Raw genomic sequence first — 23,782 nt, 5'->3', positions numbered from 1 at the left:
ATCTCTCTTGTCTCCCTCTGTGTTCTCTGCGTTCTCTGCGGTTAAATCATTCCGATCCAACCGGAAACGATATCAAACATAAAAATTCAAACATTTCAAAACTTATATAGCAATCCTCAATGATTTGTGTAATTCTTGTAGGGGCAAACCCCCCGTGGTTGCCCCAATGACGGCTGGGGTAGGCACGGGGGCACTACCCCTACATATTTGTACAACTGATTTAGGATTGCTTATCAGGTTTGTAGTGAGGACTTCAGTCCTCACTACAAACCTATTACAGTGCTCCGGCTGCTGTTTGGTCAAAAACGCCGCCGCTCAAATGAGTGGTCACATTCATCGCCTGCAATACCGGCAAACCATCGGGGCCGTGGGGATAATCAATCACGCTAACGGCTCCGTTTCCTTGTTTGAATTTCCAGAAATGTTCGGGTTCCAAACCGAATAGATGGCAGAGAATTGCTTTGTTAATGGCGTCGTGAGCAACGACAATCCCAGTACCAGAAACTGATTGTACGATTTCTCGCCAAGCTGCGATCGCCCGACTCCAAACTTGCTCCAAGTTTTCTCCTTCGGGCATTTGGACTGTTTCAGGAGATGTTTTCCATTCATCAAGCAAACCCGGATAGGATTGTTCTATTTCTGATTCAAACTTTCCTTCCCAAAGTCCGTGACTAATCTCTCTCAATTCGTCGCGGAGTTCCAGTTGCAAACCGCCGTGATATTTGAGAATAATTTCCGCAGTTTCTTTCGGGCGCAGCATCGAACTGCTAATCGCAAAATCCAATTTTATATCCTTGAGAAATTCTGCAGCTTGCCGAGCTTGTTCGCGACCGTTATCGTTGAGAGGTACGTCTATTTGTCCTTGAAATTTACCTGCTTTATTCCAATCTGTTTCGCCGTGACGAACCAGCAACAAGCGCGGGCCGCTGTGTCCGTCCCTCGGTTTCGGGAAAATTTCTCCGGTATGGGCGGTTAAATTCAGCGATTCTAATTGAACGGCAATTTTCTTATTTTGCTCTGTTTTTTCATCGCCACCTACAGGAGAAGGCCCAAAATTGATGACGCTAATCCCGCAATTTGACTGTTGAATTGATTGATAATAATTCGGGGTAATTTCCGACGCGGTGGCGATGAGAGCGCGGTTGATTCCGTTATGACCTACTACTAGAATTGTGCCGTCTTGGTGGCGCGATAAAAGTTCTTGCCAAAAATGACGGGCGTTAGCAAAAACGGCTAATACTGGAAAGTGTTCGATTTCTCCATCAGCAGATGGCAGTTTCATGGAAAATTTGTCGGGCTGTCTTTGCCACTGCTGATATGCTTCGGGGAATTTGTCTATAGCATCTTGGCGCAACATTCCTTCCCACAGAGGCAAATCGATTTCCATCAATTTATCAGTTGGCTGCAGTTGTGGCGGATTTGTCAAGCGCGACAAGATGATTTCCGCTGTTTCTTTGGCTCGTTGCAGGGGACTGGTATAGGCGGCATCAAAGGCGATACTGCTGAGTGTGTCGCCTACTTGCAGGGCGGCGTTGCGGCCTGCTTCTGTCAAAATTGATTTATCGAGGCGGCCTTGGATGCGGCGCTCTTGATTGTAGGTGCTTTTGCCGTGACGGACTAAGATAATGCGAGTCATTCGATTTTAGATTTTAGATTTTAGATTTTAGATTTAGCCTGTTACCGCGCTTCGAGTGCGCCGTGCACCCATTGGTGTCAACTTAAGCCTGAAACCGCTGATAAATGTCGCTTTTAGGCAAAGTCTAGATCCCCCTAAATCCCCTTTAAGAAGGGGGACTTTGAGAAGACTCCTGTCCCACCCTTATGAAGGGGGACTTTGAGAATACTCCTGTCCCACCCCCTACTCCCCTTATGAAGGGGGGGCTAGGGGGGCTCTGGTCTTAATAGTCCAACATCAGTCTATAACTGGGTTTGACGTTAAGTTAACACCAATGGTACGCACCTTACTTATACATGGCGGAGCGAGGATTTGTGGCGTAAGTCTTGTTGAGGGGAGTCAAAAAGATGAGCCAGTGAAATTTTACCAGTTGTCGGGATACTCTCGTCTGCAACAACCTATGATGAAAGACGGAAAAGATTTAGTCACGGATTCGCGCGGGACGGAAAAGCAGTAATGACACTGAAGCGGGTTATTTTAGGTATTTTAACGGCGATCGCGATCGCCCTGGTCGGTTTATCTTTACTTGCTAGTTGGAATCAGCCGCAAATTCAAAGCCGGCTGGAACTCTACCAAACAAATTTGCTGCTGCACGCCTCGGAGTGGCAAGGAGAAAATAATCAGAGTGCTAATTTAAGTTCGGCGCGCAACAATATTGTCGGTGCAGATCCTTTAAATACGGCTTTGACGCAATATCAAGAAGCGCGAGACTCGACTCGCAAAACTCTCGAAACAACTCAATCACAATTTAAAGGAATTCAGTCTGCCATCGCCTCCAAGTCTGCTGATAATACTCTGAACTTGGCTCAAAACAAGGCTTTGTCAGAGTCTATCGATCAACAGTCAGTGCTGCTAAACGAACTTGACTTGCGCTTGGGAATTTTGCAGGCAAGCAGCGGCAAAACTGAGGCGGCGCTTCAAACTTGGAAAAATTTAGTTGAGCGCTACCAAACTAAAAGTGATGACGATTCTTCGGTGGTAACTGCTAAAGTTTTAACTGGAATTTGGAGCAATCCGGCTCAACTGCTGCCGGATGCCGAGCCTCGCATTCAAAAGTCTTTGGACGGCTGGTTTCGCTATAGCGCTCTAGCTCAACTTTACAAGCTGCAAGAACGTTCTAAAGAGCTGGTGGCGCTGCAAGCAGCAGAGCAAGTAACGGCCCAGCAAGCTGTAGAAAAGTTGGCAATTATAGTGGGCGTTCCGGCTATATCGCTTTGTATTGGTACGGTTTTGCTGGTTGGTTTGACCGTGCAGTGGTTGTTGCAGCGGAAGCAGTTAGATACAGCAGGTTCCGGCCCGGTGCTGGCGCGAAATGCGAGCTTGATTTGGGATGTGCCTTGGGACGGTGAGATTGTTTGGCAGGTGCTTGTGGTCGGCTTTTTCTTTGTCGGGCAAATCTTGATTCCCTATTTGTTGCTGCCTGTTTCTCTGGCTGTTTTAAAACTCAACCCTGCTACTTTTGACCCGCGCGACAAGGCTTTTTATATCTTTGCTACTTATTTGTTGCTGTCGGCTGGGGGGCTTTCGGTACTGTATTTTTCAGTCAAGTCTTTTTTGCCTTTGCCGGAAGGTTGGTTTCGGATTAATTGGCGGGGAAGTTGGTTTTTGTGGGGTTTTGGCGGCTATTTTGTTGCTTTGCCTTTGGTAGTTTTGGTGTCGCTGATCAATCAGCAATTTTGGCAGGGACAAGGTGGCAGTAATCCGATTTTGCCGATCGTCCTTGAAGGTAGAGACAACGTGGCTTTGGTGGTGTTTTTCGGCACTGCTGCGATCGCGGCTCCGGTTTTTGAGGAAATCGTGTTTCGGGGCTTTCTGCTGCCTTCTCTGACTCGCTATTTGCCTGTTTGGGGGGCGATCGCAGCTTCTGCTTTCTTGTTTGCGGTGGCTCACTTGAGTGTCTCTGAGATTCTGCCTTTGGCGACTTTGGGTGCGGTTTTGGGGTTTGTGTATACGCGATCACGCAATCTACTTGCTCCTATGCTTCTCCACAGTCTTTGGAACAGCGGGACTCTCCTGAGTCTGTTTCTTTTGGGCGGCGGCGCGAGTTAATTGGGGCGGTTGTTAATAATTGTGAATTAATCGAGTTTTTTGGAGAGCGATCGTCAGGGCGATCGACTCTTGCCAAAAACAGCAGTAGGGTGCTCGGTGCGCCCCTGATATCTAGTCCGTTCAGTTGACAGTTGACAGTTGACAGCTTGCCCTGAGCGAAGTCGAAGGGTTGACAGTTGACCGCACGGGTAGCGACCTCTACCTGGAAGGAAGAGGATTGAAGTAATGAATAGTCTTCTTTTAATTTCTCCCGAGCAGGCTTTGGGCTTTAAACCAATTCTTTCTGGTAAAATAACCCGAATTCCTATAGGGGCGGGTTCACCCATATCTGTAATATCAGCAACAGATCCAGATCTGCCCGCCCCGGTTCCTTACTTTAGCGGAAAAACAGGGTTTAACATGGAAGTAATATCTTGTCGGCTGATGATTGAGAGACTCACGCGGGCGATCGTACCAAACGGAAGTTGACAATCCGGCTAATTTATAGCTAAATTTTAATTTAGGATGAGGCTTAAACCGAATGAGCAATTTGAACAGCCGCAACTTAGAGGGAACGCCGAGTTGGATGCGTTTCGCACCCTACGCAGCCTTGGGAATTTTAATATTTTCTCTCAATTCAGGCAGCGAACTAAATTATTTCTTGAGAGGCTACTTGGTCATTCTACAAGCTCAAGCCGGTATAGTTCTGCTGTATTTTGCGATGTCTAAGTTTCGCAAAAACCCAAATAAATGAGTAAAAATTAGTAAGATTACTTAGCTAGCTCGTTAAATGTCGAGAGTTAAAGGTCGATCGCGGAAGTTAAAATAAAAAACTGGGGAAAGTAAAAATGGTAAAAGATAAAACCGTAGCAGTTGTGTTAGCTTTCTTTGTAGGAGGTTTCGGAGTTCACAAATTTTATTTGGGCAATAACTTAGCAGGGGTATTATACTTGCTATTTTCTTGGACATTAATTCCGTCACTGATCGCATTTTTCGATTTTATCGGGCTGCTGCTGATGTCGGAACAAGCTTTTCAGGTACAGTACAATGGCGGCACGTTGCCGTCGGGGTATGCCCTCAGAGCCGCAAAAGATGTAACCGGGGCGATCGGCGAATTGAAAAAACTTTACGATATGGGCGCTATTACGGCCGAAGAATATGAAGAAAAACGCCAAAAACTGCTGCGAGAATTGTAATTAAGAAGGAATAATTCAGTTGACAGTTGACAGTTGACAGTTGATAGTTGATAGCGACCTCTACCTGGAAGGAAGAGGATTGGAGTAATGAATAGTCTTCTTTTAATTTCTCCCGATCCGGCTTGGGGCTTTAAACCAATTCTTTCTGGTAAGAAGAAAGAAGAAGGAAGCCCACTATTAAAAAAGTGGAATTGAAATAAGTGTGAGAACACAACTATTTAAGGATAAAATTAAAGTGTCTCAAGATTTATACTGGCTGCGTCAAACTCCAAATTGGGTGTGGTATGCTTTTATTCCCTACTTCGGCGGATTGGCGATCGCCTATGCAGGCCAAAAGTCAAATATTCGCAGTTGGATGGGATGGGGTGTTGCCATTACTTTAGCAGCACTAGCGGTATCTTCTTCAACTAATTTGGGTACGATCGTGTGGATTGCTCAAATTGTCACTGCTTTTAGTTTGAAAAAGCGCTATCTGATCAAAACCGCACCTAGAGGTTTACTGGTTCCTGCAACTGCGACAAATGCCGAAGAACTGGCAAACGTGCGCGGCAAAATAGATATTAATGAGTGTACCAAAGACGATATGGTCAGAATCTTGGGTTTGCCGATCGTCTACGCCAACGATATTGAATCTTTGCAAAACGAAGGCTACATTTTTACCCACGCCGAAGAGTTATCAGAAATAGCCGGAGTTCCCGAAAGTCACGTCAGACGCATCGCCCCGATGATTTGCTTCAGCTATAATTATCAAAAAGAATTGCAGTTTACTTGGAAACGGTTAAATATTCTTTCGCCGGAAGAGTTAATCGCCAGCGGTTTAGATCGATATGTTGCGGAAAAAATAGTTAGAGAAAGGCAGAGAAAAGGCGCTTACAAATCAGTTGTCGAAGTCAAGCGGCGGACGGGACTGCCTTTTGATTCCTACCGCCATATTTGTTAATTTACAGTTGTTAGCACGAACAGCTTATGACAACAAAATTAGAAGTTGACAGACAAAAATTGTATGATACAGATTACCTGAAATGGATTGAAACCACTGTGGAAAAGTTGCGGGTTCGCGACTATTCAAACATCGACTGGGAAAATCTGATTGCAGAAATAGAAGACATGGGGCGAAGTGAACGCCGGAGTTTAGAGAGTAATCTGGTGGTAATTCTCCTGCACTTGCTCAAGTGGCAATTTCAACCGGATCAAAGAAGCGGTAGTTGGAAAGGCAGCATTGTCGAACATCGCAGACGCATTCGCAAAGCTCTGAAAGATTCCCCCAGTCTCAAACCATATCTTGAAGAGGTACTGGCTGAATGCTATGCGGATGCAGCGGAACAAGCAAGTGCTGAAACTGGATTGCTTGTAGAGACGTTTCCGAAATTATGTATCTACAGTGCTGTCGAGGTTCTAGATTCTGAATTTTTGCCAGATTTTCGGCCAGAGGAGATGATTCAAGGGTAGTATGGCAAAAAAGCTCGATCGCCTCCTGGTAATTGACATTAAATGCACCTGCGGGCAAAAATCTCCGCCAGCAGGCGGGCAAGCGCGAAATTATAAAAAAAGTATTTATAATCTTGACATTTACACAAAATAATGATATTTCAATATATTGTGAAACTCGTACTTTTCCCTAGCATAAACTCCAAACCAGGGTAAGTTTTCCAGAATCTGCCTTAAATATCAGTGGTAAGCTATCTGAATTATTATTGAAATGCAAAACGACACAATAGTAGCAGTACCGCTAACATCAAATTATGTCTGACTCTCCTCCATCCCAAATCTCCCCAGAAGCTGCACCGGAAAGTGCTGCTACCGAAAACCGCGGTGCCAAAACTCGGCAACTGTTGGGCATGAAAGGGGCCGCTAGCGGGGAAACTTCCATCTGGAAGATTCGCTTGCAATTGATGAAACCGATTACCTGGATTCCCTTAATTTGGGGCGTGGTGTGCGGGGCGGCGTCTTCTGGAAACTATGTTTGGAACCTAGAGAATTTCTTGATCGCAGCAGCTTGTATGTTGATGTCAGGGCCGTTGCTGACCGGTTACACTCAAACTTTGAACGATTTTTACGATCGCGACATCGACGCCATTAACGAACCCTACCGTCCAATTCCCTCCGGTATCATCTCGATTCCCCAAGTAGTAACGCAAATTTTGGTATTATTAGCCGCTGGGATTGGGGTGGCTTATGCTCTAGACTTGTGGGCGGGTCATGAATTCCCGATAATGACTGTTTTGACTCTCGGCGGCGCGTTTCTAGCTTATATCTACTCTGCGCCCCCGCTGAAACTCAAGCAGAATGGCTGGTTGGGAAATTATGCCCTGGGTGCTAGCTACATTGCCCTGCCTTGGTGGGCGGGTCAAGCTTTGTTTGGTACACTAGATCCCACTATTATGATTTTGACCCTGTTTTACAGTTTGGCAGGGCTGGGAATTGCGATCGTCAATGATTTCAAAAGTGTTGAGGGCGATCGGCAATTAGGGTTAAAATCTTTACCAGTGATGTTTGGCATCAGCACCGCAGCTTGGATTTGCGTTTTGATGATCGACATCTTTCAAGCTGGGATTGCAGGCTACCTGATCAGCATCCACCAAAACCTTTACGCTGTCATTCTGCTGCTGCTGATAATTCCCCAAATTACTTTTCAGGATATGTACTTTTTGCGTAATCCCCTGGAAAATGATGTTAAATATCAGGCAAGTGCTCAGCCTTTCCTGGTTTTGGGTATGCTGGTAGCAGCCTTGGCACTGGGTCATGCGAGTTAAGCAGAGTTTTGAGGTTTGAGTTAAAAAATTTTGAATTCAAAAAATCTAATTCACTTCTCAAAAAAATACCAAGCTCTGCAGCGTTAAGAAAAGTTTTGAATTTTGAGTGGTGAATTAAAAAGTTTTTAATTCAAAAAACCTAATTCAAGGCAGCGTGTTATTCAAGAAAAAATGTCGAATTAAAAATTAAGAATTTAAGAAAGCTAGCTTTTTTAATTTTTAATTTTTAATCGGACTTGATGAGGTTTGAAGGTCTGAACGTGGCAGAATTTTTCTCAAATATCAAAGATACATTGAGCAAAGTCACTAACGCAATAAGCGGTAATTCCGATCGAGAACCGCCGAAGGATGCGAAGGGCAATAAGCTCAACTCGCCGGAATCGGAGGCGGAATTTTCTCCACGGACAAGGGATGAGCGATCCGAGTATGTAGTATCAGAAGATGCTGCGCCTCTAGAAGAGTCAGAATATTTAGAGTCAGAATATTTAGAGTCAGAATATTTAGAGCCAGAATACGCTCGATATCCAATAGTCAATCGCAATTGGCAAGGGTTGAAGCGCTTAATTGCGTGGTTGGAAATTGAACCTCAAGTTACCAGCTTGCAAACCAAGGGAAAAGAATTGTTGCGGCCGGGATTAAGTTTGCTGGGAACTAAATCCCCCCAAAAATCGGATAGTAGCGAATTGCCGGAAAATAGCGCATCGCCGAACACCCAACTGCAGATAAATACGGCACTAGAGGAAAATAGCGCACCGCAGGAAAATACTAAAAAACGTATCCCCCGCCGTCCTAAATTTTGGATAAGTTTAGGTGTGGCTAGTATAGGCGGGGGCGCTTTAATCTACGGTTTATGGATTTTGTACACCTTAGACAAAGGTTTGCCCGATGTTAACGATTTGTCAGCGTTTAACCGCGACGGAACGCTGACAATTAAGGCGGCAGATAATACGATTTTGTTGCAGTCGGGGCCTGCAACTAGAGATAAACTGCAACTTAAAGAAATTCCCGAACTGTTGGTTAAAGCTTTTATTTCCATAGAAGACCGCCGTTTTTACCAACATCGCGGGGTGGATTATCAAGGTATTGTGCGATCGATTGTTTCTAATTTGATAGCGAGAGATTTAGTCCAGGGCGGCAGCACAATTACGCAACAATTGGCTCGCGTTGTTTTTCTCAATCAGGAAAGAAGTATTAGGCGGAAGGTTCGGGAAGCTCTTTTAGCTCAGAAAATAGAGCGGGAGTTGAGTAAAGACCAAGTTTTAGAAAGATATTTAAATCTGGTTTATTTGGGTTCGGATGCTTACGGAGTGGCAGATGCGGCTTTGGTTTTCTTTAGCAAAACAGTCGATAAATTAACTTTGGCAGAGATGGCAACTTTGGCGGGTTTGCCGCCGGCACCGAGCGAATATTCGCCTTTGGTGAATCCCGATATTGCTAAGAAACGGCGCAATCTTGTGCTGCAACAAATGCAGGAAGCAAAGGTAATTACAGAGGCTGAGGCGAAGGAGGCGATGGCGGAACCTATCGCAGTTAAACCAAGTCCGCCGAAGCGATTTAAAGTAGTCGCACCTTATTTTGCTAGTTACATTCGGAAGGAATTGCCGCGCTATGTTTCTCAGGATGCTTTGGAAGCTGGTGGTTTGACTGTTGAGACGACGGTGGATTTGAAGTGGCAGAAAATAGCGGAACAGGTGGTTAAAGATGCGATCGAAGTTGATGGCCGCCGTCAGGGTTTTGAACAGGCCGCTTTAGTTTCTATGGACACTAAGACTGGGGAAGTTAAGGCGCTGGTGGGCGGCGGAAATTTTAAGGAAAGTGAGTTTAATCGCGCTACGCAGGCTTTGCGGCAGCCCGGATCGACGTTTAAAGGGTTGGTTTATGCCGCGGCGATGGCTGCTGGTTTTTCTCCCTATGACGGTTACGAAGACGAACCAATTATTATCGACGGCTATCAACCGAATAATTATGGCAAAAAATTTAGCGGTTGGCGATCGATGTCTGATGCTTTGACGCGTTCGGTGAATGTCGTAGCTGTGAAGGTGTTGATGGATGTGGGCTTTGAACCGACGATCAAATTAGCCAACGATATGGGAATTAAATCGAAATTGAGTCCGATTTATTCCCTAGCTTTGGGTTCTTCGGAGGTAAATTTGTTGGAGTTAACCAATGCTTACGGTACTTTAGCCTCGCAAGGGAATTTTATTGAAGCCCACGGAATTAAGCGGGTGATTAATCAGCGGGGAGATGTGATTTATCAGGCTAATTTTAAACCGAAGCGGGTTTTGGATAAGGATAGTGCTGCGATTACTACTTGGATGTTGGAGGGTGTTGTGCAAGACGGTACGGGGGGGCCTGCTGCTTTAAACGATCGCGCTGTGGCTGGCAAAACTGGTACTTCGGAAAATGTCAGGGATTTGTGGTTTATCGGTTATATTCCACAGGTGGTGACTGGCGTTTGGCTAGGGAATGATGACAATTATCCCACCTGGGGAACTAGCGGTACGGCGGCTTACAATTGGCGCGATTTTATGAATCAAGCTGTTAAGGGAATGCCGGTTGAGAAGTTTCCGAAGTTGCCGGAGTTGGAGGGCCGCAAGGGCAGTATTAAAGCTAAACCAGTGCAGCCTAAGAGGATTATTCGGGGGATGATTGTGAATGAGGATGGTGCGATCGTGCCTTACAATCCCAATCCTCAGCCGAAGTATTACCCACCGCAAGAGCCAGCTTATCAAGAACCTGCTTATGAAGAGCCAGCTTATCAAGAACCTGCTTATCAAGAACCTGCTTATCAAGAACCGGGATATTAAACTCTCGGTTTGGAGTAAGGGTTTTAGTTTTTTTTCAATTGCTTTAGCCTCACCATAAAAAAGCCGTCCATCTGGTGTCTGTGCGGCCACACTTTCACCCATCCTTCGGGTGATGGCTGTACGGGTAAATCAATTGTTGGCAGTTCGATTTGCCAGTGAGGATTGCTGTCTAAGAACGATCGCACAACTTGTTCATTTTCCAAGGGATGAATCGTGCAAGTTGCGTAAACTAATACGCCGCCGGACTTGACAAATGTCGCGGCATTTGCTAATAGTTCCGATTGCAGTTGGGATTGTTGTTGAATGTTTTCCGGCGTGTGCCGCCAGCGGGCGTCGGCGCGGCGGTGGAGGGTTCCGAGGCCGGAACAAGGTGCGTCTAATAATACTCTGTCTGCTAGGTTGATAAATTCTGGGAATTCGCGGCTGTCTCCGGTATGAATTTTAATGGATTTCATCTGGAGTCTGTCTGCATTTTCTTTAAGTTTTTTGAGTCTGCTGGCGGTTTTGTCGCAGGCATAAATAGTGCCTTCATCCTGCATTAGTTCAGCGCTGTGGGTGGTTTTCCCTCCGGGCGCAGCGCAGGCATCGATGATGATTTCCCCTGGCTGTGGATCGAGTAAATGGGTGACTAATTGAGCGCTGCTGTCTTGGATTGTCCACCAACCTTCGCTATATCCGGGAAGGTTTTGAATTGCGCCGGTGCTACCATTTAGTCTTAATGCTTGGGGTAAATGGGCGATTCTGCTAGTGGAGATGTTCTGGGCTTGGAAGGCAGTTTCGATTTGGGCGATCGAGGTTTTTAAGGGATTGATTCTGAGGTGAATTGTGGGGGATTGATTGAACCATTCACAGAGTTGTTCCGTTTCAGTTTCGCCTATTTGTTCGATCCACAATTCTACTAGCCAGTCGGGGAAACTGTGGATAATTCCGAGGCGTTCGACTGATGATTTATACTTAGTAATTGTTAATGGGTTTAAGTCGGTTTCTGTTAAACGGATGTATTGTCGCAGCAAACCGTTGACAAAACTGCTGAGTCCTGCAAAGCCATTTTCTTTTGCTAGTTGAACGGTGGTGTTGACGGCGGCGGAGGGGGGAATATTGTTGAGATATTGGAGTTGATAGAGGCCTAAATGCAGGAGGGTGCGGAGGTCTGGCGGTTGTTGGGAGGATTTTTTTGTGGCTAGTTTGTCGATGATGAAGTCGATCGATCGCATTCTCCTAACGCTACCGTACACTAATTCTGTGACTAAACGGCGATCGAGGTCGCTGAGTTGGGAGTTGCGGAAAGTGCGATCGAGTGCGGCATCTGCGAATGCACCGCGGCGGTGGACTTCGCGGAGTGCGAGAAAAGCTATTTGGCGGGGATTTTGCATGGCGGCTTGCTAATAGGTCAAGTTATTATAGGTTGTTTGAGGATTGAAAATAAAAAATAGAAATCACGGCGATTGAAATCGCATCTATACAAACAAAGATAAGACGGCGATTGAAATCGCGCCTATACAAACGATGTCCGCCTCTGCGGACGGAAGAAAATAACGCGGTTTTAACCGCCCGGTCTTTTTTGTTCAAATTTCGTCGGGATTGATGCCCATTTCTCGCAATTTCTCGGAAAGGCGATCGGCTTTTTGCTGTGCTAACTCTTTATCTTGCCGTTCTTGTTCCATTTGTTGCTGTGTTAGTTCCATTTGTCGCTGTGCTGATTCCTGTTGTCTTGACAACTCCACATAAGACAAAAACTTCTGTCCATCAGGCCGATAAATTTCCAAGTCTCCTGATGCAGTTTGAAAACGGATCTGCAAACGCGGACTCACCCAACCATCCATTAATTCAATATAGTTGAGTTTTCCATCAGAACGCAGCCAACCAATTAATTCATTATCCTCTGGACTGTAGACATAATATTCTTCGACTCCATAATCCTGGTAGAAATTAAACAGCTTAAACAGTGCTCCGATTCGATTTCCCGGCGAGAGGATTTCAAAGACAACTTGCGGGGCGATATTATCTTCAAGCCACTGTTGGTAGGAACCTCTGTAACCTTTCGGTCTGCCAAACACTACCATCGTATCAGGTGCTTGGCGAGTTTTGTTATCTCCTTCCACGGGATACCACAGCAAATCACCTGCTACAAAGACATTTTCGTTGTCTTTGTATAAGGCATCTATTCCGCCTTGAATGGTGACAATTAGTTCAAACTGTTTGGTATTGTCTGACATGGGTTTGCCGTCGCTGTCTGGGTAGATGATTTCTGCTGAGGTTTTAGTTGGAATTGTTGCGGTCATGGGGATGAGTCCTTTGCTAGTATCATCAATTTCTATTTTATACCTATTTTATAGGACTTACCCACGGGGCCCAGAAACCTGTTTTTTTTACGAAAATACTTCGTTCGTACTCGAAGATTAGGTAAAAAACCCGGTTTCTTTGTCGGAGTGCGTAAGTCCTGTTTTACTTATTCGGGTTTTGTTGACACCAATGGTTCTAATAAATTGCGTTCTTCTATAGGAAGTTCTAGCAAAACTCGTCTGTCGCCCTTGGTTTCCTTATAGCGGACAGCGGCATTCAGCAGGCGCATGGGAATTTGGAATTGTTCGTAGTTGCTGGTTAGTTCTTCCCACAATTCTAACCAAGTGCGTGCAGCTTTGTCGCTTACCATTTCTGACATTAGCGCGGGGATGTTTCGCACAATTCCCTGTCCTAAAAATGAGATAATTTTGTGCTTTTCGTAAACTGCAATTAGGCTGGCGATGCGAGTTTGAGATATCGCTAGATTGTGTGTACTCGCGAATAGGTTGTTGATAATTAACTTGGCATCATCTGCCTCAGCTTCATCGCCTGGTTCTAGGCGTTGGAATGCGTCGTCTAAGGCGGCGATGCCCTCATCCCAGCGATTCAATCCGAGAATAGCAATGGCACGGTTGAAGAAGACAGATGAATGTTGAGAACCCAGTTCGATCACTTTGTCGCAAGATATTAAAGCTTCTTCATAGCGGCCGAGATTATCCAGCGTCCAGCCTCGGCTAAACCAAGCCCACTCATAATTGCTGTCAAGTTCGATCGCCCGATCATAAGATACTAAGGCTTCTTCATAGCGTTTGAGGTCGTCGAGTACATGACCTCGCTGAACCCAATCCGACTTATCATTGGGGTCAAGTTCGATCGCCCGCTCGTAAGATACTAAGGCTTCTTCATAGCGTTTGAGGTTGTTGAGTACATAGCCTCGACACCCCCAAGCCCACTGATTATTGGCATCAAGTTCGATTGCCCGATCGTAAGATACTAAGGCTTCTTCATAACGTTTGAGTGTGTCGAGTAAAAGACCTCGAAGAAACCAAACCAACAGATAATTCGCATCAAGTTCGATAGCCCGATCGTAAGATACTAAGGCTTCTTCATAGCGTTCGAGGTTGTTGAGTACATCCCCTCGCTTAACCCAAGCCCACGGATCATTTTCGTCAAGTTCGATCGCCCAATCGTAAGATTCTAAGGCTTCTTCATAGCGTTCGAGGTTGTTGAGTACATCACCTCGCATACGCCAAGCCCACTGATAATTGACATCTAGTTCGAGCGCCCTATCGTAAGATTCTAAAGCTTCTTCATAGCGTTTGAGGTTGTCGAGTACATCGCCTCTGCTAGCCCAATCCCACGGATCATCCTCGTCAAGTTCGATCGCCCGATCAAACGATTCTAAGGCTTCTTCATAGTGTTTGAGGTTGTTGAGTAGATAACCTCGCTTAGCCCAATGCCACGGATCATACTCGTCAAGTTCGATCGCCCTATCGTAGGATACTAAGGCTTCATCATAGCGTTTAAGACATTCGAGTACATCGCCTCGATTCGCCCAAGCCCTCGCATAATTGGAGTCACTTTCAATAGCCTTATCTAAACATTCCAAAGCTTCATCGTAGCGTTCCAGGCTATTTAAACAGCGTCCCTTTTCTACCCAATCCCTTGCCTCGCCGCGACTTGCTACCAATTTTTCCGCATATTCTAAAGCCGAAACATAGTCTTTCTGTTCAATACAATTTTCAATTTCATCAAAATAAGCCTTCAGACGCGCGTCTTCCTCATTTCTCTCAATAGCCTCAAGCGCCCGCGTGTAATATTCTCGTTCCATCACAGCATCAGGTGGAATTGGTTTCAAACCTTGCCGATACATAAAATGACTTTCTTTCTCCGCAAAATCAACATCTGCCATCCTCAATCCCAATCGCTGCTGCAACTCTTGCCGCGTATACCAAACCCGAATAAAATCCACAATTAATCGAATCGGTTGATTTCGCTGCTTCTTTACCTCCAGACAAAAACGCATCAATGGTTCCCGCAATTCATACCACGATTCCCGTCCTATCTCCTCAGTTTTGACATAACCCTTATCTCGCAAATCTTTAAGTTGGCTAGATACAGTTCGCTGCTCGATAAAACAGCGTTTAGCAATTTCTTTTACTGGTGCGGCACCACCTCGATCGCACAAAAAATCAACAATTTTTCGCTGCTGATTTGATAGATATTTCATCCGATCCTGATAGTAGGGCGTGAGGCTATCCAGCATTTCCATGAACGGTTCTACCAATTTATCTAGCGATTCAGGAGTCATCAGAAAAGCCGAAAAGACAATATAGACGCGAGGACTGCCACCAGAAAGGTAATGCACAACTTTAATGCGAGCGCGCCCTGTTGGACTTTGAATAAAAGATGCTAAATCACTATTCCCTTCTAACTTTGCAATATGCTTTAATAAAGCTACAGCATCATCGAGCTTAAACTCATTTAATTCATGTAAATCAAAAAAACCATAAAAAGGATTATTAGAGAGCTTGACTCCATCAAACAAACTTTGTGATGTTGCCAAAATTGTCAAAAACGAATAATTTTTAATGTACGCCATCAACTGCTTCTGCCCGAAATCCCCCAAGCCGCTAAACACGTCCTCTAAATTTTCGACAATCAACAATAGCACCCGCTTGCCAACAAAGTCTCTCAGCAATTCTGCGGCCTTGAATTCAGCTTGCTCCGGCGACAAATCATAAAGCTTTTCAACATCATCCTGTAACTGAGCTTCATATTCTGGCTTATATTCTTTAGCAATTGCCCGGAATATTCCCCGCAATAAATCCAAAAAAGACGCAATCCCCCATTCCTCTTCTTGCAGCCACGCAATTAGCAATTTATCCCGCAAATCTTCCATCTTAACTACGCGATGATAAATCAGGGAAACCAAGTGCGTTTTGCCAATGCCGCGCGGCCCAATTAGTAGTTGAAAATGCTTGTTATCTGTTAGGGCGCTCACCCGAATTAGCTCTACTAAATGTTCTGCCAGTGCGTGACGCTGTACTAAGATAGCTTCCAGGGTTTCTGGTGACATCAAGCTAGGAGTAAATCGAGAGATAAATGTATTTTTCATAATATCTATTGGGTTTAACTGGTTCCTCGGCTGTGCCTGGGAACCTATATCTAGAGGCTCTGCCTCGTCGGTTGCGGAGGAAAACAGGAGGCACAGCCTCCGGATCAGCGTCCCCAGGCAGAGCAGGGAAGGAGAAAATGCTTGTTAGACAAGGCTTTGAGAACTTATACGTCTAATTTACCATAGGTTGTAAAAATATACGTTATTTTTGTTGTATATTTTTTGAAGCAGTGTTAGACTGCCTTTAACAAGCAAACAAGCGCCCCTAGGTGGTACTAGAGACGCTCTCAATTGCTTATCAGTTTTCGGGAGCCACTGGCTGCAACCAGTAGGACTCTCATGTTGTTTATGGTCTATATAGACCGAGGATTTCTCATGACTAATTATAACAGCGAACAGCTCAATCTGTTCACCCAGCCGATCGCAGTTTTGGTGGAAATGGGCTGCAATGTTGAACGTGCCGCCGAATATACCAAATGCTCAAAAAGCTCAATCTACGATCGGCTAAGAAAAAATAAACCCTATCTGCGACAGGTTCCCACAGGTACGTGGCAAATTTACTCTACAGGCAAAAAAGATGGCTCAATTCTTGTGAATGTTGCCTTCATTTATTCTCCAAAAGATAAGAATTGGAGACTTGCTTGAGCTCAAATCTCAAGGCTGCGTTAGTCCAAAGCTTAACGCAGCCTTCTGCCTCTTCGGTTGCTGAGGAAAACAGCAAGCAGAGCCTCCAAATCTGCGTCCCCAGGCAGAGCCAGGGAACAAGAAAAAATCTGAAAAATATTCCTTAAGACTTGTTACAATACACAAAACTTCATACTTTCCCCAACACTGGATGACCTTTTTCAACGCCTCCGAACCCCTAATCCGCTGCAAACAGGAACATCTCGACGTACAAGACCGCGAAGGCCTGTTGCAACTCCGCTGGCAAATTGGAAATATTACTCTTTTCTCAGGACTTTATACCCGCATCGACCAAACTTTTCTGCTTTGGGGTTTGGTGACAGGGGGGATTTTTTTTACGGCTCAGTTTGTCCCTATCAGTTGGAGCTTTCAGGCGATTCTGTGGTCAAGTTTGACTTTAGTTGGCACTGCGGCAATGGCTGTTTTGACTTTGTTTTGGGTAAGAGTCGAGCGAGTTAGCTGGATTCTTTACTCTTGGGCGATTTTGATGATAACTGGTTTGGTTCTGACCGATTGCAGTATTTTTGCCGGTTGGGGAGGTTTGTTGCTGCACCTTTGCGATTTATGGTTGGGGTTGAGCGCGATCGGCTATTTTTGTACTGGACTCGGTTTGCGATCGCGCACTTTTATCGCGATCGGACTAACTCATTTATTTAGCATCCCTCTATTAACTTTTGTTGCACCTTGGCAATATCTAACCACTGGCATAATTATGGCCGGCTGTTTGTTGTTATTGTCCGAATTGCAGTGGGATATGCGATCGCCGATCGACAATACTTTGCTAAGTGCAGAACACAAAGAATTTAACCGAATTCAACAGCAACTGCGACAGAGTGGCGCAATTATATCCAAATAAATCACAAATGTAAAGAATTCTGTACAACAGCTAAGACTTGACACAAATCCAACACAATAGAAAGATACAGCATCAATAAAAAACAAACTTTAACCAGAACAGGAGTTTTGCTGTTTGACCTGTGAATCGCCACCCTAAGGAGAACCGTGTCCGGGAGGCGACTGGCGAACAAATGCTGTACTTGCGACGATAAAAGTTAATTCGGGTTGACAGTAGTTGTTGAAATCAAAATGTGGTGCAGGGTTTTTACCGTTTCCCCTGCTTTGCAGTCTTCTCGGAGAGGCTAAACCCTCTACCAGAACAGCCTGAGGAGATTGGCACAAAATTCGACAGTCGGTCAGGCGGATTTTTGAGTCAGCGTGTTTAATAAAATTGGGAAAATGCTCGCTTAGAGCTTTGCAGGACTTACTATTAAACAAGTCCTGCTTTATGATGGGAAATTTAAATTATGTTTTTCTCGGGCGTGCGTTTTCGCAATATTTCCCTTACTTCCATTAAAATCTGGCCCAACATATTTTTGCCGCTGCCATCTTTACCGCAACCCCAATAGTAATCAACAGGGGAATTTTCGACTATTTCCTCATCCGCAGTAGCGAGTAAAATTTCTCTAATTTCGGCATGAGTTTCAAATTTTCGGAGTACGGCTTTTCGCATCATATCATCTTTTACGTCTTCCCAATCTTTGCGGAGGGGACGAGATCGATCGCGTCCCATTTTTGCTGCATCTTTCGGTGTTTTTGCTTGGCGAATTTGGTCGCAGTGAACCGTTGCGGGAAACTTTTGTGCTTGAAAATAATGCTCAGTAGTTGGCCAATATTCTCCGTCTAACTCGAATCCATGACTGGAAAAATTAGAAAAACAGCCGTATTCGCTGCCAGTGGTGTAGAAATAGATAGCCATAAAGTCTGCGATTTCAATTTCGTTAATAATCTTGATTGATGGTCAGTTTTACCTCTCGGTATTATCCACTATCTTCAACCGCAAATCAATAGTTTCAAGATAGGAAGCGATGTAAGACAGCAGGGCATAGATAAATACTATCACCCCTACCATTTCCAAAATTTCCTCAACAGAAGCCAACAAACCGTAGATCAAGTTTCGCTGACCTACCGCATCTGCATAATAGCCACAAACCATTTCCATGCCAAGTGCTCCACCGACATATATACTGCCTGCCAGTAAAAAGAAATGCCTTGTTTTCCGGGGTAGGTGCCGGAGAAACTTGAGATAAGCCAGCGCAGTAACCGCAACAAAAATTGCCCCCGGAATTACCCAAATGAAGTAAAAAATTCCCCCTAAATCTAGTGCTTTTCGCAAGTCGTTAATAATTAATATTTCGTGCAGACTCAATATTTCATCTAAAGAAAAAAATACAAACATGAATGCCAGCGCTTTCCAGTGTCCAAAATACCGATCGCCCTGCTTCTTCTTAGCAGTAGCAATAATACCTAGCAAAATCGCGCAAAACAGCAAAGTAAATGACGAGTACCACGAAGGATAATTTATTTCCCTGTCTAAATTAAATAAACTAATCCAGCGTTCTTGATAGTTGAAACCGTAGCGCAGAACTTGTACAATGCAACCAGCAACAGCAAAAAAGAGCACCCAAATGCTGAGAGAGAAAGCAACTCTCTTCGGCGAAACAGAAATTAGGAATTTCATCAAGTTTTTGATAAACTAGAACAAGCAAAATCAAACTATAAAGTAAAAAGTCAAAAATCGCAAGAGAGGCGCAATCCGCCACCTCGGATTTTTATCTACAAAAAATCACCAATCACTGACAATGCACGTTCAAATTGAAACATTCACTGTCCGCAAGCGGTTTGCCCTAACCATCAGCCGCGGTACAACAGCCCAAAGTACGAATTTATGGGTAAAATTAACACACGAAGGTATCGAAGGTTGGGGAGAAGCATCCCCCTTTTCCAGAGGTTCTAAGCCCCAAACTACCGAAAGTCTGCTAGCAGCATTGCAGGAAGTTGCACCGCTACTAGAAAAGTTTACTCCGTTCGATCGCCAAAAAGTCGAACAAATCTTCATCGAAGTCGAGTTACCCTCCGCCGCCCGCGCCGGCATCGACATGGCAATGCACGACTGGCTGGGCCACAAAGCAGGCTTGCCGCTGTGGAAAATGTGGGGATTAGATCGATCGCGCATCGTCCCCACATCCGTCACCATCGGCATAAATTCGCCGTCTGGTGCAAGAGAAAGAGTGCGCGATTGGTTTGGCAAAGATGCGACAGATCCCGCAAGCATCAAATACCGCGCCGTCAAGGTAAAATTGGGCAATCCCGAAGGAATCGAAGCCGACAAAGCTATGTTAATCGCAGTATTAGACGAAGCGCCACCCAACATTCAAATCAGTGTTGATGCTAACGGCGGTTGGAGTTTAAAAGATGCTGTTCAAATGTGTCGCTGGCTGGAAAAATATAACATCAAGTATGTCGAACAGCCGCTGTCACCAGTAGCAGATTTGGCTGAATTCGCAGAACTTTACCGTCAATCACCGCTGCCAATTTTTGCTGATGAAAGTTGTTTTAATAGTTCGGATATACCGAAGTTAGCACAATGCGTCCACGGCATCAATATCAAAATGATGAAATCCGGCGGATTGAGCGAAGCTATGCGGATGATTCACATCGCCAAAGCCTGCAATTTGGAAGTGATGTTCGGCTGCTATTCCGATAGTGCGATCGCAAATACAGCAGCAGCACAACTTTCACCCCTAGCTGACTATTTGGATTTGGACAGTCACTTAAATTTAATCGACGATCCTTTCACCGGTGCAGTCGTTGAAAATGGGTGTTTGTTGCCAAATGGGCGATCGGGATTGGGAGTGCAGCGAATTGACATTGTAGAAGATTGACATTGTAGAATAAAGGTATCGCTCAAAACTAATCTGGAAATGCCATGATGCCAGTGGAATCAATTGCAGAGGAAACTGATAGAGAAGCAGAGCTTTTCTTTGAAGGACACAAGCCGCCGACTGATTTAATTTTTGATGATGGTGCAGAAATGGAAAGCAACCGCCACCGTATAGCCATGAACGTTTTAATCCGTTCCGTAGAACAAGGTTTAGCTAGCCGGAACGATTTTTTTGTCGGTGGCAATATGTTTATTTATTACAGTGCTAAACAGATTCGCAATCAGGATTTCCGAGGCCCGGATTTTTTCGCTGTGTTGGGTGTTGACAGCAATACTTCCCGACAAGGCTGGGTAGTTTGGGAAGAAAACGGACGTTACCCGGATGTCATTGTGGAACTGCTGTCGCCGTCAACGGCAAATCAGGATACAGGCAAAAAAAAGGATATTTACGAGCAGGTTTTTAGAACGCCTGATTATTTTGTTTTCGATCCTTTCGATCCGAATTCTTTGCGGGGATGGCATTTAGATAATAATCAACGCTATCAACCGTTAGTACCCAACGAGCGGGGTTGGCTGTGGAGTCAAACTTTAGGCTTTTGGTTGGGGGCTTGGGAAGGAATTGTCGATCGAGAAACAGCAGTCTGGGCGCGTTTCTACGACGAGTCTGGCAATCTAATTCTGTTACCTGAGGAAGCTGCTCAACAGCAAGTAGAAACTGCTCAACAGCAAGCCGAAGCTGCTCAACAGCAAGCCGAACAGGAACGCCAACGAGCCTCGCGACTAGAGGCCAGATTGCGAGAATTGGGAGAAGATCCGAATGCTTTAAATCAGTAATCGCAAATCATAGCGAATAATCAATTGTAGATTGTAGATTTAATCTACAATCTACAATCCCCGATCTTAAAAGTGAACCAATGACTCAAAACTATCCTATCAAAAATGGCAAAGTTGCTATCTTGCTGCACGAGGGAATTCTCGGCCATTCCGGCAAAACAGGCTTAGCCTTTTTACGCTACAGCGAAGCACAAATTGTAGCAGTAATTGACCGCCAATGTACAGGAAAATCTTTGTCTGAATTAACTGGTATTCCTCAGCAAGTACCGATTGTTGCTTCCGTTGCAGAAGCACTGCAATTTGTGCCGGATATTTTGCTAATTGGTATCGCTCCATCTGGCGGTGTTTTGCCGCCGGAATGGTTGCCAGAAATTAATCAAGCGGTAGCAGCAGGTTTGTCGGTTGTCAACGGTTTGCACGCGAAACTTGCACCTTTGATAACGGTTCCGTTAACCGAAAATCAATGGATTTGGGACGTGCGTCAGGAACCGAAGTCTGTTGGGGCGATCGCCTCTGCCGCCGCTGCTAAATTAAGCTGTCGCCGCGTGTTAACCGTCGGTACAGATATGAGCGTTGGCAAAATGTCAACCAGTTTGGAACTCAATCGCACTTGTTTGCAGCGGGGTTGGCGTTCCAAATTTTTAGCAACCGGACAAACGGGTTTAATGATTGGAAATGAAGGCATTGCTTTGGATGCAGTACGAGTTGATTTTGCCGCTGGTGCTGTCGAACAAGCGGTGATAAAATTGGGTTCGGAATGCGATATTCTGCACGTAGAAGGGCAAGGTTCGCTACTGCATCCGGGTTCGACGGCGACTCTGCCGCTGTTGCGGGGTACGCAGCCAACTCACTTAATTTTAGCGCACCGAGCCGGACAAATTCACCTTCGCCATCACCCGCACGTAGCAATTCCCAGGTTATCGAAAGTGGTTGAATTGTACGAAATGGTAGCTGCTGCTGCGGGTGCTTTTGTCGGGGCAAAAGTGAGCGCGATCGCCCTTAACACTCATCACTTAAATGAGGCAGATGCGCTGTTAGCAATAGCTGAAATTCAAGCAGAAACGGGATTGGCTTGTACCGATCCGGTGCGGTTTGGCGCGGAGGTGTTGCTGGGGGCGATCGCCAATTGATATGCTACAATAAGTTACAACTAGCTAAGAGCTACTGAAAATTATGACACAAAGCATTCAAGCAAAAACACTGACACTGCGCGATGTCAAAACAAAATTTAACTTCCAACTTGCAGAAGACGAGCAATTTTTCCGGGAGTGGATTGACGATTTACCAGAAATTATTGATGAAGAAAAGCGCTATCTAGACAAAATAAAGGTTGGCTATATTAACAGTGCCCAGTACCCCATGATCGAAGATACCGTGAAAATGGTGGTATTGGCTCCCTTGCTATTTTTAGCAGATTTTTTCCTAACTCCGTTTCACATAGAGTCCGAAAAATCGGTGGAACTTCTTACGGTGGATGAAGGTATACTTGTCAGAGGAAGTATTGATATTCTGCTTTTAATTGAATCTTTTTGGGTTGTGGCGATCGAAGCCAAGCGAGCTCAATATTCCCTTGATGCAGGACTTCCACAGCTACTCTTTTATATGCTGAGTAACCCCAATCCTGACAGACCAACTTTTGGACTTCTGACAAATGGCAGCAACTTCAGATTCATTAAATTGGTTAAACAAGACACTCCGCAGTACGCTTTATCTTATGAGTTTGTAATCGATCGCGCCCAGGACTTTTACGAAGTTTTTCGCATTTTCAAACGAATCGCTGCTGTAGTTTCCAACTATAACTCATGATTGCAAGTTCTGTTTCCTTACCCCCAGAATGCGTTCTACGCCCAGCGTCGGAGCAAGATATCAAATCAATTAGAAAGTTAGTCTGGAGTGCCAAACTCGATCCAACTCAGTTGCGCTGGGAGCAATTCTGGGTTATTGAATGTGAGGGAAAATTGGCGGCTTGCGGACAGTTGCGCAACTTTTCCGGCGCGCAAGAGTTGGGTAGTTTGGTGGTGGCGAAGGATTGGCGCGATCGCGGTTTGGGCATTTATCTCACAAAATATTTAATTCAACAAGCTACAGAACCGCTATACTTAGAATGTTTGGGAAAGCGACTCGCATCATTTTATACTCGCTTTGGCTTCGTAGAAGTTTCTGTGCAAGATTTGCCGCAGTCGCTTAAATTTAAGTTCGGTTTGTCTCAGTTAGCTAAAATTTTATTCAGAATTCCTGTAACAATTATGCAGTATCGAGAAAGTTTTTTATAAGTATGACTTTTATGAATTTAAGATTCTGAATTTATGAATTGATTTTAATTTCGACTTGTTCCATAATTGCGATTACAGGGCTAAAGCTAAAAAGTGGTTTTGTACGCTACTTATAGGATTCGCGGTGCAGTGTGCATCGCCCTACATATAGAGATTATGCGTCTCAGACTCGATTGCAGGGTGCGATCGACGTGCATTCATCAAAAACTTCTACCTCATCAGACTCGATCGCACTTGCATTCGTCACTACAAACTCATAACGGGTATTTTACCGGAGATGGTGTCAGTCATGGACTAGATATATATGGATCTTCCTGATGGGGCTACAGAGATTGCGTAAGTTCAGAGTTCACAGCCTGCGGTAGTCCACTTGGCTGAATTGGCACAACTATCAGCCAGATTCGTAGGCT

Annotated in this window: 21 protein-coding genes; 15 read left to right on the top strand and 6 right to left on the bottom strand. The window is 44.9% G+C overall.

Going from position 1 to position 23,782, the window contains the following annotated elements; translation table 11 throughout:
* Positions 1-274: 274 nt before the first annotated feature.
* Positions 275-1,636, bottom strand: coding sequence for a histidine phosphatase family protein (locus tag QUA44_RS20980; RefSeq protein ID WP_333253880.1), 1,362 nt, complete (start codon positions 1,634-1,636; stop codon positions 275-277).
* A 495-nt stretch (positions 1,637-2,131) separates the two neighbouring features.
* On the opposite strand from QUA44_RS20980, the gene QUA44_RS20975 reads away from it, so the two are divergent.
* The 8 genes from QUA44_RS20975 (at position 2,132) to QUA44_RS20940 (ending at position 10,459) form a co-directional block, all read left to right on the top strand.
* Complete coding sequence (locus tag QUA44_RS20975) at positions 2,132-3,724, top strand: type II CAAX endopeptidase family protein (RefSeq protein ID WP_333253882.1); 1,593 nt, start codon at positions 2,132-2,134, stop codon at positions 3,722-3,724.
* A 225-nt stretch (positions 3,725-3,949) separates the two neighbouring features.
* On the top strand, positions 3,950-4,192 hold the full coding sequence (locus QUA44_RS20970) for a hypothetical protein (RefSeq protein ID WP_333253883.1): 243 nt from the start codon (positions 3,950-3,952) through the stop codon (positions 4,190-4,192).
* A gap of 52 nt (positions 4,193-4,244) precedes the next feature.
* Complete coding sequence (locus QUA44_RS20965) at positions 4,245-4,457, top strand: hypothetical protein (RefSeq protein ID WP_333067199.1); 213 nt, start codon at positions 4,245-4,247, stop codon at positions 4,455-4,457.
* A 94-nt stretch (positions 4,458-4,551) separates the two neighbouring features.
* On the top strand, positions 4,552-4,899 hold the full coding sequence (locus QUA44_RS20960) for an NINE protein (RefSeq protein ID WP_333045272.1): 348 nt from the start codon (positions 4,552-4,554) through the stop codon (positions 4,897-4,899).
* A gap of 202 nt (positions 4,900-5,101) precedes the next feature.
* Positions 5,102-5,839 (top strand): helix-hairpin-helix domain-containing protein, encoded by a 738-nt coding sequence (locus QUA44_RS20955; protein ID WP_333253885.1) that lies wholly within the window; start codon positions 5,102-5,104, stop codon positions 5,837-5,839.
* Between the two features lie 26 nt (positions 5,840-5,865).
* On the top strand, positions 5,866-6,348 hold the full coding sequence (locus QUA44_RS20950) for a DUF29 domain-containing protein (protein ID WP_333253888.1): 483 nt from the start codon (positions 5,866-5,868) through the stop codon (positions 6,346-6,348).
* Between the two features lie 293 nt (positions 6,349-6,641).
* Positions 6,642-7,652: a chlorophyll synthase ChlG gene (gene chlG / locus QUA44_RS20945; protein WP_333253890.1), complete on the top strand. Its 1,011-nt coding sequence runs from the start codon at positions 6,642-6,644 to the stop codon at positions 7,650-7,652.
* A 239-nt stretch (positions 7,653-7,891) separates the two neighbouring features.
* On the top strand, positions 7,892-10,459 hold the full coding sequence (locus QUA44_RS20940; RefSeq protein ID WP_333253961.1) for a PBP1A family penicillin-binding protein: 2,568 nt from the start codon (positions 7,892-7,894) through the stop codon (positions 10,457-10,459).
* Between the two features lie 23 nt (positions 10,460-10,482).
* On the opposite strand, the gene QUA44_RS20935 is transcribed toward QUA44_RS20940, so the two are convergent.
* From QUA44_RS20935 to QUA44_RS20925, 3 genes are all read right to left on the bottom strand, one after another.
* The gene (locus QUA44_RS20935; protein WP_333253893.1) at positions 10,483-11,832 is read right to left on the bottom strand and encodes a 16S rRNA (cytosine(967)-C(5))-methyltransferase; all 1,350 of its coding nucleotides are present in this window, start codon (positions 11,830-11,832) and stop codon (positions 10,483-10,485) included.
* Positions 11,833-12,024: 192 nt separating this feature from the next.
* Positions 12,025-12,741, bottom strand: a complete 717-nt coding sequence (locus QUA44_RS20930; protein ID WP_333253895.1) for a Uma2 family endonuclease — start codon at positions 12,739-12,741, stop codon at positions 12,025-12,027.
* Positions 12,742-12,908: 167 nt separating this feature from the next.
* On the bottom strand, positions 12,909-15,860 hold the full coding sequence (locus QUA44_RS20925) for a tetratricopeptide repeat protein (RefSeq protein ID WP_333253898.1): 2,952 nt from the start codon (positions 15,858-15,860) through the stop codon (positions 12,909-12,911).
* 375 nt (positions 15,861-16,235) lie between these two features.
* On the opposite strand from QUA44_RS20925, the gene QUA44_RS20920 reads away from it, so the two are divergent.
* Positions 16,236-16,505 (top strand): hypothetical protein, encoded by a 270-nt coding sequence (locus QUA44_RS20920; RefSeq protein WP_332984812.1) that lies wholly within the window; start codon positions 16,236-16,238, stop codon positions 16,503-16,505.
* 190 nt (positions 16,506-16,695) lie between these two features.
* Positions 16,696-17,400, top strand: coding sequence for a hypothetical protein (locus QUA44_RS20915; RefSeq protein WP_333253900.1), 705 nt, complete (start codon positions 16,696-16,698; stop codon positions 17,398-17,400).
* 441 nt (positions 17,401-17,841) lie between these two features.
* Here QUA44_RS20915 and QUA44_RS20910 read toward each other — a convergent pair whose 3' ends face one another.
* Positions 17,842-18,300: an NADAR family protein gene (locus QUA44_RS20910; protein WP_333253902.1), complete on the bottom strand. Its 459-nt coding sequence runs from the start codon at positions 18,298-18,300 to the stop codon at positions 17,842-17,844.
* Between the two features lie 48 nt (positions 18,301-18,348).
* Positions 18,349-19,062, bottom strand: coding sequence for a hypothetical protein (locus tag QUA44_RS20905; protein ID WP_333253905.1), 714 nt, complete (start codon positions 19,060-19,062; stop codon positions 18,349-18,351).
* Positions 19,063-19,183: 121 nt separating this feature from the next.
* Between QUA44_RS20905 and QUA44_RS20900 the strand changes: the two genes are divergently transcribed.
* The 5 genes from QUA44_RS20900 (at position 19,184) to QUA44_RS20880 (ending at position 23,372) form a co-directional block, all read left to right on the top strand.
* Complete coding sequence (locus tag QUA44_RS20900) at positions 19,184-20,266, top strand: dipeptide epimerase (RefSeq protein WP_333253908.1); 1,083 nt, start codon at positions 19,184-19,186, stop codon at positions 20,264-20,266.
* A 47-nt stretch (positions 20,267-20,313) separates the two neighbouring features.
* Complete coding sequence (locus QUA44_RS20895) at positions 20,314-21,099, top strand: Uma2 family endonuclease (protein ID WP_333253963.1); 786 nt, start codon at positions 20,314-20,316, stop codon at positions 21,097-21,099.
* An 80-nt stretch (positions 21,100-21,179) separates the two neighbouring features.
* Positions 21,180-22,229, top strand: coding sequence for a DUF1611 domain-containing protein (locus QUA44_RS20890; RefSeq protein WP_333253910.1), 1,050 nt, complete (start codon positions 21,180-21,182; stop codon positions 22,227-22,229).
* 43 nt (positions 22,230-22,272) lie between these two features.
* Positions 22,273-22,905 carry a type I restriction endonuclease gene (locus tag QUA44_RS20885; RefSeq protein ID WP_333253912.1) on the top strand — a complete coding sequence of 211 codons (633 nt, stop codon included), beginning with the start codon at positions 22,273-22,275 and terminating at the stop codon, positions 22,903-22,905.
* The gene (locus tag QUA44_RS20880) at positions 22,902-23,372 is read left to right on the top strand and encodes a GNAT family N-acetyltransferase (protein WP_333253915.1); all 471 of its coding nucleotides are present in this window, start codon (positions 22,902-22,904) and stop codon (positions 23,370-23,372) included. The genes QUA44_RS20885 and QUA44_RS20880 overlap by 4 nt, the downstream gene beginning before the upstream one ends.
* The last annotated feature ends 410 nt before the right edge of the window (positions 23,373-23,782 follow it).

The sequence above is a fragment of the Microcoleus sp. N9_A2 genome, from assembly GCF_036701775.1.
Taxonomy (GTDB): Bacteria; Cyanobacteriota; Cyanobacteriia; order Cyanobacteriales; family Microcoleaceae; genus Microcoleus.
This window is presented reverse-complemented; position numbering and strand designations above follow the sequence as displayed.